Annotated in this window: 16 protein-coding genes; 7 read left to right on the plus strand and 9 right to left on the minus strand. The window is 38.9% G+C overall.

All coding sequences use genetic code 11. The annotated features are described in order from the left end of the window. Positions 1 to 354 precede the first annotated feature (354 nt). Positions 355 to 2562 carry a hypothetical protein gene (locus tag NH153_RS19320; protein ID WP_138625736.1) on the plus strand — a complete coding sequence of 736 codons (2208 nt, stop codon included), beginning with the start codon at positions 355 to 357 and terminating at the stop codon, positions 2560 to 2562. Positions 2563 to 2875: 313 nt separating this feature from the next. On the opposite strand, the gene bcp is transcribed toward NH153_RS19320, so the two are convergent. Both bcp and NH153_RS19330 read right to left on the minus strand, forming a co-directional pair. Further along, entirely contained in the window at positions 2876 to 3355 is a 480-nt protein-coding gene (bcp, locus tag NH153_RS19325; RefSeq protein WP_055199277.1) for a thioredoxin-dependent thiol peroxidase, read from the minus strand. Between the two features lie 10 nt (positions 3356 to 3365). Then, complete coding sequence (locus tag NH153_RS19330) at positions 3366 to 3899, minus strand: glycine cleavage system transcriptional repressor (protein WP_063706926.1); 534 nt, start codon at positions 3897 to 3899, stop codon at positions 3366 to 3368. A gap of 368 nt (positions 3900 to 4267) precedes the next feature. Between NH153_RS19330 and bamC the strand changes: the two genes are divergently transcribed. Both bamC and NH153_RS19340 read left to right on the plus strand, forming a co-directional pair. Next, a complete protein-coding gene (gene bamC, locus NH153_RS19335; protein WP_063706928.1) occupies positions 4268 to 5329 on the plus strand; it encodes an NlpB/DapX family lipoprotein in 1062 nt (353 codons plus the stop codon). 71 nt (positions 5330 to 5400) lie between these two features. Continuing rightward, a complete protein-coding gene (locus NH153_RS19340) occupies positions 5401 to 6768 on the plus strand; it encodes a YjiH family protein (protein WP_063706930.1) in 1368 nt (455 codons plus the stop codon). 33 nt (positions 6769 to 6801) lie between these two features. Here NH153_RS19340 and NH153_RS21680 read toward each other — a convergent pair whose 3' ends face one another. Next, on the minus strand, positions 6802 to 6948 hold the full coding sequence (locus NH153_RS21680) for a DUF2897 family protein (RefSeq protein ID WP_082874112.1): 147 nt from the start codon (positions 6946 to 6948) through the stop codon (positions 6802 to 6804). A 40-nt stretch (positions 6949 to 6988) separates the two neighbouring features. Beyond that, complete coding sequence (locus NH153_RS19345; RefSeq protein ID WP_063706933.1) at positions 6989 to 7525, minus strand: acyloxyacyl hydrolase; 537 nt, start codon at positions 7523 to 7525, stop codon at positions 6989 to 6991. Between the two features lie 235 nt (positions 7526 to 7760). On the opposite strand from NH153_RS19345, the gene NH153_RS19350 reads away from it, so the two are divergent. Both NH153_RS19350 and NH153_RS19355 read left to right on the plus strand, forming a co-directional pair. Then, positions 7761 to 8354, plus strand: a complete 594-nt coding sequence (locus NH153_RS19350) for an MlaC/ttg2D family ABC transporter substrate-binding protein (protein ID WP_063706935.1) — start codon at positions 7761 to 7763, stop codon at positions 8352 to 8354. Positions 8355 to 8655: 301 nt separating this feature from the next. Continuing rightward, complete coding sequence (locus tag NH153_RS19355) at positions 8656 to 9993, plus strand: ankyrin repeat domain-containing protein (protein ID WP_063706937.1); 1338 nt, start codon at positions 8656 to 8658, stop codon at positions 9991 to 9993. 83 nt (positions 9994 to 10076) lie between these two features. Here NH153_RS19355 and NH153_RS19360 read toward each other — a convergent pair whose 3' ends face one another. From NH153_RS19360 to NH153_RS19380, 5 genes are read right to left on the minus strand one after another with little or no spacing between them, the layout of a single operon-like run. Beyond that, positions 10077 to 10532 carry a DUF2069 domain-containing protein gene (locus tag NH153_RS19360; protein WP_062566939.1) on the minus strand — a complete coding sequence of 152 codons (456 nt, stop codon included), beginning with the start codon at positions 10530 to 10532 and terminating at the stop codon, positions 10077 to 10079. Beyond that, positions 10529 to 11083 (minus strand): NAD(P)H:quinone oxidoreductase, encoded by a 555-nt coding sequence (wrbA, locus tag NH153_RS19365; RefSeq protein WP_063706939.1) that lies wholly within the window; start codon positions 11081 to 11083, stop codon positions 10529 to 10531. The genes NH153_RS19360 and wrbA overlap by 4 nt, the downstream gene beginning before the upstream one ends. Continuing rightward, on the minus strand, positions 11083 to 11430 hold the full coding sequence (gene arsC / locus NH153_RS19370; RefSeq protein ID WP_063706941.1) for an arsenate reductase (glutaredoxin): 348 nt from the start codon (positions 11428 to 11430) through the stop codon (positions 11083 to 11085). The genes wrbA and arsC overlap by 1 nt, the downstream gene beginning before the upstream one ends. Positions 11431 to 11484: 54 nt before the next feature. Continuing rightward, on the minus strand, positions 11485 to 12945 hold the full coding sequence (gene bepA / locus NH153_RS19375; RefSeq protein WP_063706943.1) for a beta-barrel assembly-enhancing protease: 1461 nt from the start codon (positions 12943 to 12945) through the stop codon (positions 11485 to 11487). 1 nt (position 12946) lies between these two features. Next, positions 12947 to 13612 (minus strand): hypothetical protein, encoded by a 666-nt coding sequence (locus tag NH153_RS19380; RefSeq protein ID WP_063706945.1) that lies wholly within the window; start codon positions 13610 to 13612, stop codon positions 12947 to 12949. A gap of 155 nt (positions 13613 to 13767) precedes the next feature. Between NH153_RS19380 and NH153_RS19385 the strand changes: the two genes are divergently transcribed. Both NH153_RS19385 and NH153_RS19390 read left to right on the plus strand, forming a co-directional pair. After that, positions 13768 to 13986, plus strand: a complete 219-nt coding sequence (locus tag NH153_RS19385) for a hypothetical protein (RefSeq protein WP_063706947.1) — start codon at positions 13768 to 13770, stop codon at positions 13984 to 13986. Next, positions 13979 to 15046 (plus strand): AI-2E family transporter, encoded by a 1068-nt coding sequence (locus NH153_RS19390; RefSeq protein ID WP_063706950.1) that lies wholly within the window; start codon positions 13979 to 13981, stop codon positions 15044 to 15046. The genes NH153_RS19385 and NH153_RS19390 overlap by 8 nt, the downstream gene beginning before the upstream one ends. Positions 15047 to 15102 lie beyond the last annotated feature (56 nt).

Here is a 15102-nt window from a genome sequence, read left to right on the forward strand (position 1 = left end):
ACCCAAGTGAAGAATAGAAAAGCTACTTTATAATTTCTAAGAGCAGAGTGATTATTTTTTTTGGATTTGATAACCTATGAAGATAAAAGGAATTATACATAAGACTAAAACTTGTACTATCTAACAAAGTTCATTTCGGAATTTCATTCCATTATTGGTCACACTTACGCAATTATTGCTGGTTTCGTAGCTATTGGCATTCCACTTTCAATTCAGTTTTCAGCCCAATACTCTGATAAACACGACAATGCATTATTATCAACTCGATTGACGAGAGGAAAATGGGTAAACCCTAAGTCCATATTGGTCTTGTCTTTTATATACATAGCCTTAAGCTTACCTTTCTTAGGCTTTGTGTCAGATAAACATTCTTTTTTATACCTCAACAATACGTTCATAATATGTATACAGCTATCACTCCCAATCATATTTATTGTATTAATGTGGTTTACTTTCTACTTTTATTGGCGGCTTTTTAATAATATTACTATTAAGTCAAGCACTCAGATCCAGAATTATTTGCAAATAGATAGGAGGTCTTCAACTAGCTGGCTGACAAAATTTTTAGAGCCGTTACTAACAAAAAAAAGTAATTTAGCAGAGATTGATAGCATAAACGCAGGTTTAGAATTATTAATTTATAATATAGAACAACGTAGCTGGGATCTTGATTTTAAAGAAGTCCTATCTCAATTTCATGCAACTATCAGTCTTAGGTTTGATAGTAGTAGGCAAATAAAAGCGGTCAAGCTCTCAGCTAATGACTTAGCTGTTATAAAAAATTATTGGAATACGCTATTAAGACTTGTTCGGCACGCTAGAAAAAACGAAGACATCGCCATGTCTTTTCATACTCAACGCCTAATAGCAGATGTTATGTCTTGGATTGTATATAATCCAGAGCGCCAATTAATTACATCAGAATCATTCCGCGATGAAACAAGTTCAAAAATATGTTGGGTATTAGATCTTTATCAGTTAGCTCGCTGGCAAGGTTATCAGACAACAAACGGTATTGACTTAATTCTTGAATGTGAATGGTTTCATTACCTATTTTATGCATCAGATAAACTTGATTTAAAAACTTCAACTGATGGGTTACAGGAATTTCATAAATTAGCCATAGATATTTTTGACATAATAGCTAAATCTCATCCGCATAAGGTCATTACTTTTATAAAAAATATTTCAGATGCTGTGAGTTTTGGGCAAGAGCAGCAATCCTACTACTCCCACATGCTAGATGAAGAAATAAAATGGGTAAGCAACTTTTGGATAGACTTTAACAAAATAAACTTCAGCATAGATAGTGTTGATGAAATAATAAATAAAATAAGTTCATTATCTAACGGTGAGGCTTTTGAAAAATATAAGAATAGTTCAACATCGAAGCCTCTTAATGAACTACAGCTAAGAACTATTCTATCAATAATAAAAATTGACGAAATCTTTGAACGTATACACTTTAAGCTTGTTAAAAGAATGGGGTGGGATGTCACTGCTAGGCTTGCATATTATCAAAGGTGGGTTGAGTTCTATGAATGCTTGTATTGGAAGCAACCAAAAGAAGCTGATGCAAATTACTGCGGAGAAACGCTTTTAGCGCATAGTTCAAATGAATTAACAAATCTTATCTTTGTTGATTATCAGCAAATCGAACACTATTGGAGATTCAAAGAAAGGCATGCAATAAAAACTTACGCTTACAGAGCGTTCCTGTTTCAATTATGCTTTTTTGCTGAGCAAGGTGAAGAACCTAAATTAATTTATACGTCAGGTCAGTTTAGCGAGCTTTCAACGCAGCTTGATATTTTGGAATCTCTCTTGAAACAAGAGAGGTACATTAGAAGCCTCAGGTGCTGGAACCCTCACGTTACCAATGTTTGTAACAACCTTAGAAAATCTATACAAAACTTAGAAAAGCGGAAATTGAGATTCATAACTCACTCTAAGATTAGTGGAGAGAAATGGCACGAACTTCAAGAGTCTATTGAAAAAGGTTGGGAAAACACTATTAGCTTGGGTAATGTAATTGATATTGAATATAGCCATGAGGTAGCCAAGAACAAGCTTTTGCTTTCAAAATACTCAGTTAAGAGAGAAAACTTGATAACAGGATGTAGCTTTAATGCCTACTCACCAAACATGAGTCAGCTTAATCACACTAGATTTATTACAATGCTGTACAGAACATGCTTATCTTTTGTTAAAAATCAACAACAGGAAAAAATTATACTACCCGAAGAAACTCCCGCTCTATATTTTTCAACGCAAGAGAACTTAAAACTGCTTGGGTTTAAACGGAGCAGAACAATGTTCTGGGAAAATGAAAAACATAAAAATATCTTAGCAATTAGTGCTGATAGTCATCTGTTAGTAGATTGTTCGAAAGTTAAACTTAAAATAACAAAAAATCTTTGCTCACAAAGGCATTCTCCATTATTTATATCATTAAATGACTTAAATGAGCCTATGGTGCAAGTTAAAGCAGAAATGTATTTTGATTTAGAAATTTTAGAAGGAGGAGCTTTTATTTTTGAAGAGCCCTTCAATGAAATTTAGCAATATTGCAACTTAAAAAGGCAACTTTTTTACTCTGAAATTAAACTATCTATTCTAACAATAACTTTTTGGCAGCAAGGAGAGATTAAAATTTCAATAATCATTTTACATCCTTGTTTTTATTATTTTTAGGAAGTTATTTAATCGTGTCGTTTAAAACGCAGCGCGTGTTCCTATTTTATCTGCTATTTATAAAAGTTTGTCAATTGAGTCAGTAGCCTTTAAAACAAAAAAGCGTTGCACTATGGCAACGCTTTTTTACTATGTTCTCGTAACTCGTAACTCGTAACTCGTAACTCGTAACTCGTAACTATCAATTCTGCGCTAAATAGTCCAACACCACCTGATGATGGTCTTTGGTTTTGAACTTATCAAACACATGTTTGATTTTACCGTCTTGGCCTACAAGGAAGCTAATACGATGAATTCCTTCGTATTCTTTGCCCATAAACTTCTTATAGCCCCAAATACCAAAGGCATCAGCAATCGCGTGATCTTCGTCGGCTAATAAATCAAAGTTAAGCTCTTTTTTGGTTTCAAAATTCTTTAAACGCTTGATTGGATCTGGGCTGATACCCACAACACGCGTATTTAATTTAGCAAGCTCAGCTTTTTCATCACGTAAGTTCTCTGCTTGTACAGTACAACCTGGCGTTGACGCTTTAGGGTAGAAATAAACCAGTACTTGCTGCTCTTTTAAAAGATCAGCGAGTACGATAGTTTCGTCATTCTGATTTTGTAAGCTAAAAGCAGGGGCTGTATCGCCTGCTTGTAATGGATTAATTGTTTTCATGCTTTGCTCCTTAGCGAATGCGTCTGAAAATATAATCTACGTTCAAACTACGAGAAAGATCTTCAAAGCTCACTTTAAAGTTATCGATATCGACTTCAACAGGAATATTAAACTCGAGTTCACAGCGCATTTTAAGCTCGTCATCTTCATCGTAGGTGTCTGACTTAAGAGAACAAATACTAATGTGGTTATCAGCAAAAAAGCGCGTAACTTTACTTAATGTTCCAGGTGTATCAATACCTGTGTATTCGAGGGTGTAACCGGCACAAAATTCACATGCAACATGACTTGCAGTGCGTTTCATCATGGTTAAAAGACCAAGTTCCATACCTTTAGTTGGCAATGTGTGTTCAATGCGGCTAATAGCCGACATGTCACCTGCTAATAGCATGATAAAGGTAAATTCGTTGCCCAAAATAGCAATGCGACTGTCAATTATATTGCAATGGCAATCACTCACTAACTGAGTCAATTCGCTAACGATACCGGGTCTATCTTCGCCAATCGCAGTGAGCACTATCTGATGATTTGTAAAAGCAGTCATGGAATTTTAAATACCTAGTAATTAACAATACCAATGGATATAAGCTTGAATAAGCTTTGATTTCACGTGAGTTTAATAACGCACGGCGGCGAAGTTTAACATAATTTGCACCGTTAACGATAGCGGCGATTAATTAAGCCGTGAATAAAGTACGCTCTTTCTTGTTTTTAGGGGCATCAGAAAGTACCATAGTTAAAATTTTGCAAGGCGATAAGCATTCAAACACGTTACGCTAGCCCAATCTATTCGGGTTTTTTGCATAAAAACAATAAATGTAAAGTTAAAAGTGATTTTACAGTGAACCAAATCGGCATTACCCACTCATACATTTGTTAAAAAAATTAAGGGTTTGCTAAGGAGAAATATCTGTGCAGTATTGGATCTCAAAGGCGCTTGCTGTAAGCGTAATGGTAAGTTTAACTGGGTGCGGTGTATTCACCGATGAAGCGCACCACAAACGTAATTATCGTGCTAATGATGCGGTGAAAGCACCAGCAGGGTTAGCGCAACCAGCTCAAGATCCAACTTATAAAATGGATGTTGCGCAATACGACAACAATCCTGAAGCTAAAAACTATCGTCCGCCAGCGCAAGTGATTACTATTGCTCAAGGTACTTGGGTTGAAGAAGGTGACACAGAAGCGCGTGTTTATTTTGATAAAAACGATGGTATAGAAGATTTAGATGTCTTTATCTGGGACTCTATCAAAGCCGTTTTAGCTGAAAAAAATACCGCCGCTTTAAAAGAAGACAAAGCTTCAAATTCAATTGAAACAGGTTGGTATGCCATTATTAAACCTGAAGAAGGTTGGTTCTGGGAAACCGAAACAGAAGTATCTCAACAGCGCTTCATCTTCACAATTGAAGAAAAGTCACATCAACGTACAGCCTCATTAACGTCTAAGCTTGCCGATTATAAGAGCGATTCTGTACCGCTAACGCCGTTACTTCAACAACAACTAGAAGTACGCGCATTAAATCAAGTGATTGCAGAGTTTGATTACCGTTATCGTCAGCTTGAAGTTGAAATGCGCAAACAACAAGGCATTATTTCTTTAGAAATGGGCTTTGATAACAAAGGTAATGCAGCACTGGTTACTGAGCAAGATTACAACATGGTGTTTGATCGTTTCTCTGGTTTCTTAGAGCGTCTATCTTTCACTATTGTAGAAATTGACCAAGAACGTGGTTTGATCACGGCTGATTACAAAAAGCCTGAGTCAAGCGTATGGGATTCAATTTGGGGCGAAGAGTTAGCTGAGCTGCCAATTGAAGATGGCCAATACCAAATTCTTGTTAGCCGCACCAATGATGGCGGTACAAGTTTAACGTGGATGGACTCTGAAGGTTCGACATTAGAGCCTGGTACAATGAATGACCTCCAGCAAGCATTAGAAAATGCACTGCGTCAGCGCGGTATCAATATTTAATAATTAAAAAAGTTAAAACCACCACAAAAAGAGCTTAGCCGCTCTTTTTGTGGTTTTTACAGGTTGAAAATATGTCTAACTTAAACACAGCAAATCGCAGTGACTTGCGAACCTTGTTTACCTTTTTCGTTCCTTCACTTATAGGTGTCTTCTTATTTATGACGCCGGTACCCATAGGTGAAGCAATGACCATTCCGATTGCTGTTATGGCAAAAGCAGTACAGGAGTGGATTGCCCCATTCGCATTGGGTTTGATCACCAGTATTGTCTGCATCACCGGTATTTTATCTTTAGTGATAAAGCTATTTAAGCCACAACCATTACTTAAGTTCTTTATAATTAAGCATTTATTTGATGTTAGTTGGCTTTGGCTGAGTGTTCGATTACTGGGCATGGTATTTATCGTTCTGACCTACACAAAGCAAGGGCCAGAAATGATTATTTCCGGTAATACGGGGGCGTTGGTACTCAACGACTTACTGCCAGTATTATTCTCTGTATTTATTTTAGCGGGATTACTATTACCGTTATTACTAAATTTCGGCTTGTTAGAATTAGTCGGTACCTTATTAACTAAAGTGATGCGTCCGCTTTTTGGTGTGCCAGGCCGCAGTGCGGTTAACTGTGTGGCATCATGGTTAGGCGATGGCAGTGTGGGTATTTTGATGACCGCTCGCCAGTATGAAGATAAACATTATACGCAACGAGAAGCGGCTATTATTGGTACCACATTCTCTGCTGTATCAATCACTTTTTGTTTAGTTGTTATAGGCCAAGTAAAGCTTGAGCACCTTTTCGCACCTTTCTATTTAACTGTGTGTTTAGCGGGTTTAGCAGCAGCATTAATTGTGCCTCGTTTACCTCCACTGCGCTTCAAAAAAGACCTCTATGTAGATGGTACAGAGCCTGATAAAGATGCTGAGTCAGTGCCTGAGGGTAAAACATTGGTTGCCCATTCACTTGATGTTGCATTGGCAAAAGCGCGCACTGCACCTGGAGTAGGCGGCACACTAAAAGAAGGCTTACATAACGCATTTGATATGGTATTTGCAGTATTACCTGTGGTTATGGCTGTGGGCACATTTGCTTTGATCATTGCTGAATATACGCCAATTTTTGAGTACATGGGCAAGCCATTTGTACCATTCTTAGAGTTACTACAAGTACCAGAAGCTGAGGCTGCTTCGCAAACAATTATGGTCGGCTTTGCTGATATGTTTATTCCGTCAATTCTTGCAGCGGGTAGCATTGAAAGTGATGTGACGCGCTTTATTATTGCTGCAATGAGTGTGACTCAATTGATTTATATGTCAGAAGTAGGTGCATTGCTTTTAGGTAGCAAAATTCCGGTGAATATTGTTGAGTTGTTTTTAATCTTTATTTTGAGAACCTTAGTGACATTACCGGTGATTGTCTTAATGGCGCATTGGTTAGTGTAAGATAAATTTAAACTTACAACGAAAAAGCCCTGATCATTTATCAGGGCTTTTTTTATCTTTTTCATCATCTGTTTTTGGTAGTTTGAAATCCATTTTCGCCGCATGTTTTAGCAGCAATAAATTGCCAATAACCACCCCAAATACAACGACAATGACCGCAATAATTTGCCATGTTTCCATTTTTAAATCCTGCAGTTATACATGGCTTTCATAGTAGCACTTAAAACCGTCTAGCATAAGAAAAAGAAATGAAATCAAGGCCGGGGTTCGGGCTTTTAAAGCCAGCATTGGAGTAATGTAAATATCTTAGTGCTAACGTAGAGCCACCCCCTAAGTCAGCAACTAAACCCAGCCTATCTTCAAACTGATAGTGAGTACTGACATTTTTGCCGGCAAAATGGGTGTCATCTAACAGGGAAACGCCAATGCCAAACTCCACATACACAGGCATGCTTTTCACGTTGAATACAGGGTATTGGATCACTGGAGACATGGCTAACACTACATTGGTTTGATGTTTGTTATGTTTACCATATTCCCAAATATTAAAGCTTGATTCGAAGTAAAGACGGGCGTGTTGCAAGGGCAACATTTCATTGGGTATATGATATTGATAAGCCAATTTTAAACCTTTTACATCTCCTTCCCCTTGAATGTAATCAATGGCATAACCATGATTTGAAGCGGCATAAATGGGTGCTGCTAAGAGTGCAGCTGCACTTAACATTAGTGCTTTTAATGGGCGTTTTAGTTTCATCTCGGTACTTCTCATTATGACTGTGAGCAAGTAGATAAGGGCGAGGGGGAGGGCTTTTCAATGTGCGTAAATACACAGACGCTGTGCACATTCTCATATTTTTTAGCAATTAACTGAAAACTATGGGGAAAATTGATTGGTGCTTAATTGGCATTAAAACGGTGTCGGATTGTTTCTTTTTTTGTGGATTTATTATCGGTATATTAGCGAAAATTTTCGTTAAGAGGTGAATACGATGACCAAACTAGTTAACTCATTTTTGCTAATTGCAGCTCTTTTTACTGCATCTACTTTTGCCAGCGAAGACAGTTCGCCTAAGCAATTATTAGAGTCAGTCACAGCAGATTTATTTGTTGATATTGCAAATGTGAATGCGAAAGGTGATGCAAGTTCAGAAGCGATGGCAAGCATTGTTGAAAAACGCTTATTGCCACACATGGACATTAAGTTTGTATCGTATAAGCTTTTAGGTAAGCACATTAAGGGCTTACGTCGTGAGCAAGCTGTTGATTTTATAGCAGCAGTTGAGCATTACTTAACTGTCACTTACGCTGGCGCGCTGATGAAATACACAGGCCAAAAAGTTATTTTTGACCAATCACAACTCATCGACGACGGTTATGCAACCGTTAAAACGCAAATTGTTGATGACAACGCACCAGCCATTGATTTGCACTTTAAATTACGTCAAGGCAAAGATAAGCAGTGGAAAGTATACGATATCGTTGCTGAAGGCATCTCACTGTTAAGCGCGAAGCAAAAGGAAGTTTTACAACGCATCAGCCAAGTTGGCATTGATGAAGTAACACACGAATTAGCAAGTAAGTAAGTTAGCCCAAATGCTCGATTAACTTCACCTCATCGGGCATTTTAGCTACTTTCAGTCTCCAACCAAGCAGTGAGTACCGTCCATGTGCCGCTGCTTTTCTATTTTCTTTAAAAATCACCTACTTTGCGCTAGCACCTGTAAGCCTCTGTGGTAGAATCATGCTACTTTTCTTGTTTACCAAAGTATCTGTTCAGATACTGTGTTATTGGTCGCAATATTAAGCAAACTGTCAGTTAAATTTTGCTATAACTAATTGCTTAATAAGACATCGAATAATGTGCAGCGGAGTTGTGTTTTTTTAATGGAAAATGTACTGATTTGGCCAAAGGAATACCCGTTACTGATCAAAGGATTAGCTGAGCAAAACGGGGCCTATATTTTAGATGCTTTAGAAGCTTGGCCGGCATGTCGTTCTACTAATGAAGATGACGGTGTGTGTACGACGGTTCTTCCGCCGATTTATTATCTTACTTGGTTGACTCCTCTTGAACCGTTTGAAGAGTGCTATTTCCAACATATTTCTGAGTTTGATGAAGCGGCGTTGCATTATATTAATGCTATGAAAGCGCACTTTTTAGAAAATGACTACACACCAGAAAGTCTTGTTTTAATGTTGTGCCAGCGCTTAGAGAAATACGCCAGCGCATTCGCTCAATCAGCCGTTAAAACACCTATTACACTCATCCATCAGTTATTTAATCGTCGCTATTTTACTGTGATTGAACATGTTCTTAACCACGGTGCAAAAATGTCTGCGGACGATGTTTTAGAGCTGTGGACCGAAGTTGATTTTAGAGATCGTTTTAGTGGTTTTATCCCTGACTCTGTGGCTGATCTTGAACCACTAACAGTGCTAGCGGCCGAAAAAGTTGCCCATGGTGAAGATTACTTTACCTTGTTGAAACTGGTGTCTCCGGATGTTGATTCGGCCTCGTTACTTGAACAAGCTTTACTTGCTCATTTAAGTCATGAAAATGCTAAACAAACCATGGCAAAACGTTTTATTGAGCAAGGTGCAACCGGTGCATTAGCTGACGAAAACGGTAAAACAGCCTTTATGTGGGCGACCGAAAAAGGCTATGTGAATGTTGTTGAGACTATACTTGAGCATCAAGATAAAAAAGCCCGAGACAACAAAGGGAATACAGCATTACATTACGCTGTATTAGCCGAGAATGGACCTTTACTCGTGTTGCTTTTAAAAGCGGGTTATGACTTTAGAGTGCGTAACAACGACGGTTTAAGTTGCTACCGATTAGCAGTAAGCATTAAAGCAGATAACTTAGTGAAGTGCCTTGAGCATGACTTCGGCATTAAAGAGCTTTCGCCAGAAGGGCAGTTTGATCGCGTTAAAAAAGTGCACTTACTACACGCGATTGTAACCTTGTTATTACCTGTGCAGTTGTTCTTCTTTTTTGATGACAGTATTGCCATTAAAAGCGAATTAACGCTGAGCTTTACGCTGGTTTCGATCTTATGTTTTTTCTTTGCTACAAGCTTGAAACGCTGTGCACTTTACCCGCATATCCGTCATCCATGGGGGCTGTTTATATTAAGACTGTTCTCATTGTTTAGCTTAATTGGCCAAGTGGGTCTAGCAAGTATTGTCGCGCTAGCCACCTTAGCTGAGTTGGTGTGATGACATAAAAGCTATATCAAGTGACATAAAAAACGGCAACCTAGGTTGCCGTTTTTTATTTCATTTTTGCAAAACAAACGTGTTTATTTGTCGTGCTCATGTGCCGCTTTTTCTTCAGCCAGCTCTTCTTTTAATTTACGTATCTTAAGGCCAAGTTCTTGTCCACGATGGCGTGCATAATAGGTGCAGCCAATAAACATCAGACTGGCAAAAGTTAACTCAAGTAATACCCAAATCAGCTGCTCTTGTGCGACCCATAGTAATGTAAAACCATGGATGAAATAGAACATTACGATAAAGTTCGCCCACGCATAGGTATAAGGTTTATCTTGAATGATGCCCTTAAGTGGTAACAGCAGAGGCAGTATATATACAACAAAGATAAAGGCGTTACTGTGGCCTTCTCTTGGGGCAATTAAAAACAGCCAAATTGGCATTAAAACTAATAAGCCGATATAGCCAATCAGCGCAAAACGTTGGAATCGTTTTGTAATTGGTTTTTTGGCAACAGGCTGATTCAGCTCAGGTTCCAAGCTCATTTTAATTTACTCGCAATCAGTGCCAAGCGTTTTCCAACGCTTTGGCAAATTTTAATTTCGTCTTTACTTAATACATTGCTGTTATTGCTACCGGCCACATGAGTTGCACCGTATGGCGTACCGCCGGTTTCAGTTGCAAGTAATTCAGGCACCTCATAAGGCACACCTAGCAACATCATGCCGTGATGTAACAGTGGTAATGATAGATTCAACAAGGTGGCTTCGTTACCACCATGCATACTGCTTGATGACGAAAAAACACAAGCTGGTTTATCTATCAGCTGACCTTTAAGCCACAGATCACTGGTGGTTTCCCAGAAGCTTTTTGCTTGTGAGGCCATCATGCCAAATCGCGTAGGGGTGCCAAAGGCCAAGCCATCACAATTAATAAGATCATCTTTGCTGATCACAATATCGTGTGGCTGTCGCTTTACAAATGTGCGCAGCAAGGCTGTAGCACCTTGTTGCTCAATCGACTCGGCTATCTCATGGGCCATAGCTTCTACAGAGCCATGGCTTGAGTGATATAGCACAACAATGTTTATAGCCATTAAAGTACGCTTAATACGTTTTCTGGCGGACGACCAAGGGCTGCTTTACCATTGTGCTCAACAATAGGGCGCTCGATGAGTTTAGGGTTTGCAACCATCGCTGCAATTAACTTGTCTTCGTTTTGTTCGTTCTTAAGTTCAAGTTCTTTGTAGATGTCTTCTTTCGTGCGCATTAATTCACGGGCAGAGGTAAAGCCAAGTTGGTTAATTAAAGTCGCAATTTGCTGTTCACTAAGCGGAGTTTTTAGGTATTCAACAACACTTGGTTGTACGTTATTGCTTTCTAATAGCGCAAGTGTTTCACGCGATTTTGAACAACGCGGATTATGATAAATAGTCACAGACATGGTGTGTTCTCACATTTAATAATTTGGCTTATTTTAGGGCAAGCGCTGCGAGACTTAAAGTCTCGCAAGCTCTTTTTGTAATTGACGGTATTGCGTGAGTAGAGCTTTTAAACGCTGTTGTTTTACTAATTCTTCTGGCTCAACAAAGTTGAGTGCTTTTTGAATTTCATCCGCTGCTTTTAAATAAGCGCCATATTGGGCAAGCACATCAGCATGGGCTTCGTGATAAGAAGCCATGTTTTCTTGCTTTTTATAGACATCAGCAATGAGCTCTTTTGCAAGATTGTTTTCAGGTTTCGCTAATAAGTAAGATTTTAAAATACGCTCAGCAAGGTCAAATTGTTTTGCTTCCATCGCGGCATTTGCATAGTTTAAGGCAATCACCTGATTGTTTGGTCTATCGATATCTAGTTTAGCTAAAAACTCTACCGCTTCATTCGCTTTGCCTTGTGCAATCAATAAGTCGGTGTGGGTATCGATATAAAATAAGTTCTTTGGATCTTGCTCAAGTAATGGATTCAAAATGCTGGCTGCTTCATCAAGCTTTTTCTGATCTAATAAACTAATCCCTAAACCGTACTTGAGTGCCGTATCATTATGTACGGTGTTTTCACGCATTAATTTACGAAACAGATCTTCAGCTGCTTTGGCTTTTTGATGATAACGGGCAATAACACGGCTCTTAGCTAAGTTAAATTCTAAGCTATCAGCATAGTGTTTTTTTGGGTATTGCTCGGCACGCAAGCGCACATCAGAAACCCGGCTTTCAGGTAATGGGTGAGTCAGCAAGAATGCCGGCGGCTTATATTTATAACGGATTTGTGCAGCAAGTTTAGTTAAAAACTCACTCGATTGGCGAGGATCAAATCCGGCATTATTTAAGGTCTGCATACCAATGCGGTCTGCCTCTTGCTCTGCTGCACGGCTGTGAGTTAATTGACTAAATGCCGCTTGGGTTTGGTTTGCAGAGATAATTGCAATACCGGCATCAGGTGCCACAACGGTAGCTAAAATACCTGCAATCATACCTGCGATGGTTAACGCACTGTTATCTTGCTGTTGTTGAATACGACGGGCTAAATGGCGCTGCGTTACGTGAGCTATCTCATGTCCAAGTACTGAAGCAAATTGGCTTTCGTTATCCGCTTGAGCGATAAGACCCGTATGCACACCTACATGGCCACCGTAAAAGGCAAAGGCGTTAATCTCAGGATTGTTTAGCCAAAAAAAGGAGAATGGAAAACGTACATCGTTGGCATTCGCCACTAAACGTCTGCCTAGGGTAGTCAGGTATTCATCAAGAACAGGGTCATTCACAACCGGTGATGAGCCACGAATTTGCATCATCATCACTTCACCAATTGCTTGTTCTTTTTCAATCGGCAAAGCTTGTAAAGCTGAGGTCCCTAAATCGGGCAGCTTAAAGTTAGTTTGTGCCTTCAACGGCTCACTATGCAGTATCGAAAATGTGAGTAATGCACTGCATAGTGTAATAAAGGCTGATTTTAGTCGCATCTTATTCCTTGTTGATTTGCTCACCTAACATGACTTTTGCTATGTCTATTTCGTCGCTGCATGCTCGGCTGTCTTTTTCGCACAATTGATAGAAATCTTTTATTGTGACTCCATCTAGCTTAACAACGTTCAACTCTCGTTGTAAAAAAGTTATGATTTTATGCACTACTTTATGGGCATGAAGGATTAATGCTTTGTCAGCTTTATCGCCTCTTTCAAAGTAAAAAGCGATGAATTTATGAAGCTGGTTAAAGCGAATTAGGTTTTTCATGGTGTGTGGATCCCACACCTTAAATTCCATAAAGCGATTGTCTTTAATGTACTGATCTACTGTAACATCTTTTGCATAAGGATAGGCCCATAATTCGAAGCCTCGGTCGGTAAAACTTTGATGTAATGCGATACGTGGTTTTTGCTCACAGACAATTTCGCCCATGTCGGTTTCATAGCCGTCTAATAAATCGAGGTTCCAGTTGCGTGGATCAATTAATCGTTTCACCGCATTATCAAAGCCGTGATCCAAAATCCCTTCAGATTCGCTAACAGAAGATGCCACCATATGATAAAAAGGCGGCAGCTCGCCCCAATTTATTTGTTTTTTATACCAGTTAATCTCTTTAAGAGTTGGATTCGCAGGTAATTGCGCTTTATTATGCGAGGCAGGCATCTCGTTTCCTTTACTACCAGTTATTGATTAAGGATAAACTATTGTTTTGCGTGTTTTAAGAAAAAAATGAGTTGTTTCTCATTATAAAGACTTATTTTTGCAAGATGCTGACATCTTATACTTATTATTCATATTAATAACGCAGTTGATTCGCTATGTTAACGGTTGATTTAAGGGACTATAAGTGTCCTCAACAATTTATTCAGTTTAAATTAGGCTTGAATAAGGCAATATCGGCTCAACAAGCCGTGACTTTTACATTCAATGCTGCAGAGGCAACGGACGATATGCAGCGATTTTTAGAAAAACATCATTACCATTTTAAAATTGACCTAGAATTAGGTGTGCTAACCGTGGAGCCCATTCGTGTTTGAGTATGTAAAAGCCTGGTACGAAAATAAATTTTCAGATCCCCATTCAGTAACTTTGTTGTTACTGCTTATTGCAACCTTTGCATTTTTCTATTTTTTTGGTTCGTTAATCGTACCAGTGTTAGTCGCCTTGGTGATTGCTTATTTACTTGATTGGCCCGTTTCCCATTTAGAAAAGCTAGGTTTAAAACGGTTTACCGCGACGATTATCGTGATGTTGGTATTCAGTGGATTAATGATCACAATTATTGTTGGTATGGGGCCGGTGCTTTGGCAGCAAACCAGTAACCTTGTTCAAGAAACGCCTTATATGATCGAAAAGGGCAAAGCACTGCTATTACACCTTCCAGAAGATTACCCGAGTTTAATTACGGAAGATCAGGTTAAATCAATTGTTGCCAGTGTTGAAACCAAAGCCATTGAATTTGGCCAGTTAGTGCTTTCAGTGTCGTTAACCTCGATAAAAGACGTGGCGGCATGGTTGATTTATCTGATTTTAGTGCCGCTTTTAGTGTTTTTTATGCTTAAAGATAAGTTAGAGCTCACGCAAAGTGCTGAGCGTTTATTGCCTAAACAGCGCCGCTTGATCATTCAAGTTTGGCAAGAAATGAATCAGCAAATCATGAATTATATTCGCGGTAAGGTGTTTGAAATATTAATTGTTGGAGCAGCATCTTTTATTGCCTTTGCAGTACTTGATCTTCGCTATGCAGCTTTACTCGGTGTGTTGGTTGGCTTGTCGGTGCTTATTCCATTTGTAGGGGCGGCATTGGTGACCATTCCTGTAGCCGCCGTGGCGTTATTCCAGTTTGGTTTAGAAACACAATTTTGGACCATTTTAATCATCTATGGCGTGATCCAAGCACTTGATGGCAACGTGTTAGTGCCGTTACTGTTCTCTGAAGCGGTCGATTTAAACCCAGTGTTTATTATCGTTGCAGTACTGTTTTTTGGCGGTTTGTGGGGTTTTTGGGGGGTGTTCTTTGCAATACCGCTGGCTTCATTAGTCAAAGCGCTTATAAATGCTTGGTCTTCTAAGAAGGTTGAGCTAATAGAAAGTTAGCTTAGTCTTAAAAAGTATAGAAAGCGCACTTTACTGACTAATTGATTATTATAATT

This window comes from Pseudoalteromonas gelatinilytica (assembly GCF_001641615.1).
In the GTDB taxonomy this organism is placed as follows: Bacteria; Pseudomonadota; Gammaproteobacteria; order Enterobacterales; family Alteromonadaceae; genus Pseudoalteromonas; species Pseudoalteromonas gelatinilytica.

Bases quoted from the DNA above. Each gene is read 5' to 3' on its own strand.
- bcp (WP_055199277.1), bottom strand. From the start codon at position 3,355: ATGAAAACAATTAATCCATTACAAGCAGGCGATACAGCCCCTGCTTTT.
- NH153_RS19330 (WP_063706926.1), bottom strand. From the start codon at position 3,899: ATGACTGCTTTTACAAATCATCAGATAGTGCTCACTGCGATTGGCGAA.
- NH153_RS19340 (WP_063706930.1), top strand. From the start codon at position 5,401: ATGTCTAACTTAAACACAGCAAATCGCAGTGACTTGCGAACCTTGTTT.
- NH153_RS21680 (WP_082874112.1), bottom strand. From the start codon at position 6,948: ATGGAAACATGGCAAATTATTGCGGTCATTGTCGTTGTATTTGGGGTG.
- NH153_RS19345 (WP_063706933.1), bottom strand. From the start codon at position 7,525: ATGAAACTAAAACGCCCATTAAAAGCACTAATGTTAAGTGCAGCTGCA.
- NH153_RS19350 (WP_063706935.1), top strand. From the start codon at position 7,761: ATGACCAAACTAGTTAACTCATTTTTGCTAATTGCAGCTCTTTTTACT.
- NH153_RS19355 (WP_063706937.1), top strand. From the start codon at position 8,656: ATGGAAAATGTACTGATTTGGCCAAAGGAATACCCGTTACTGATCAAA.
- NH153_RS19360 (WP_062566939.1), bottom strand. From the start codon at position 10,532: ATGAGCTTGGAACCTGAGCTGAATCAGCCTGTTGCCAAAAAACCAATT.
- wrbA (WP_063706939.1), bottom strand. From the start codon at position 11,083: ATGGCTATAAACATTGTTGTGCTATATCACTCAAGCCATGGCTCTGTA.
- arsC (WP_063706941.1), bottom strand. From the start codon at position 11,430: ATGTCTGTGACTATTTATCATAATCCGCGTTGTTCAAAATCGCGTGAA.
- bepA (WP_063706943.1), bottom strand. From the start codon at position 12,945: ATGCGACTAAAATCAGCCTTTATTACACTATGCAGTGCATTACTCACA.
- NH153_RS19380 (WP_063706945.1), bottom strand. From the start codon at position 13,612: ATGCCTGCCTCGCATAATAAAGCGCAATTACCTGCGAATCCAACTCTT.
- NH153_RS19385 (WP_063706947.1), top strand. From the start codon at position 13,768: ATGTTAACGGTTGATTTAAGGGACTATAAGTGTCCTCAACAATTTATT.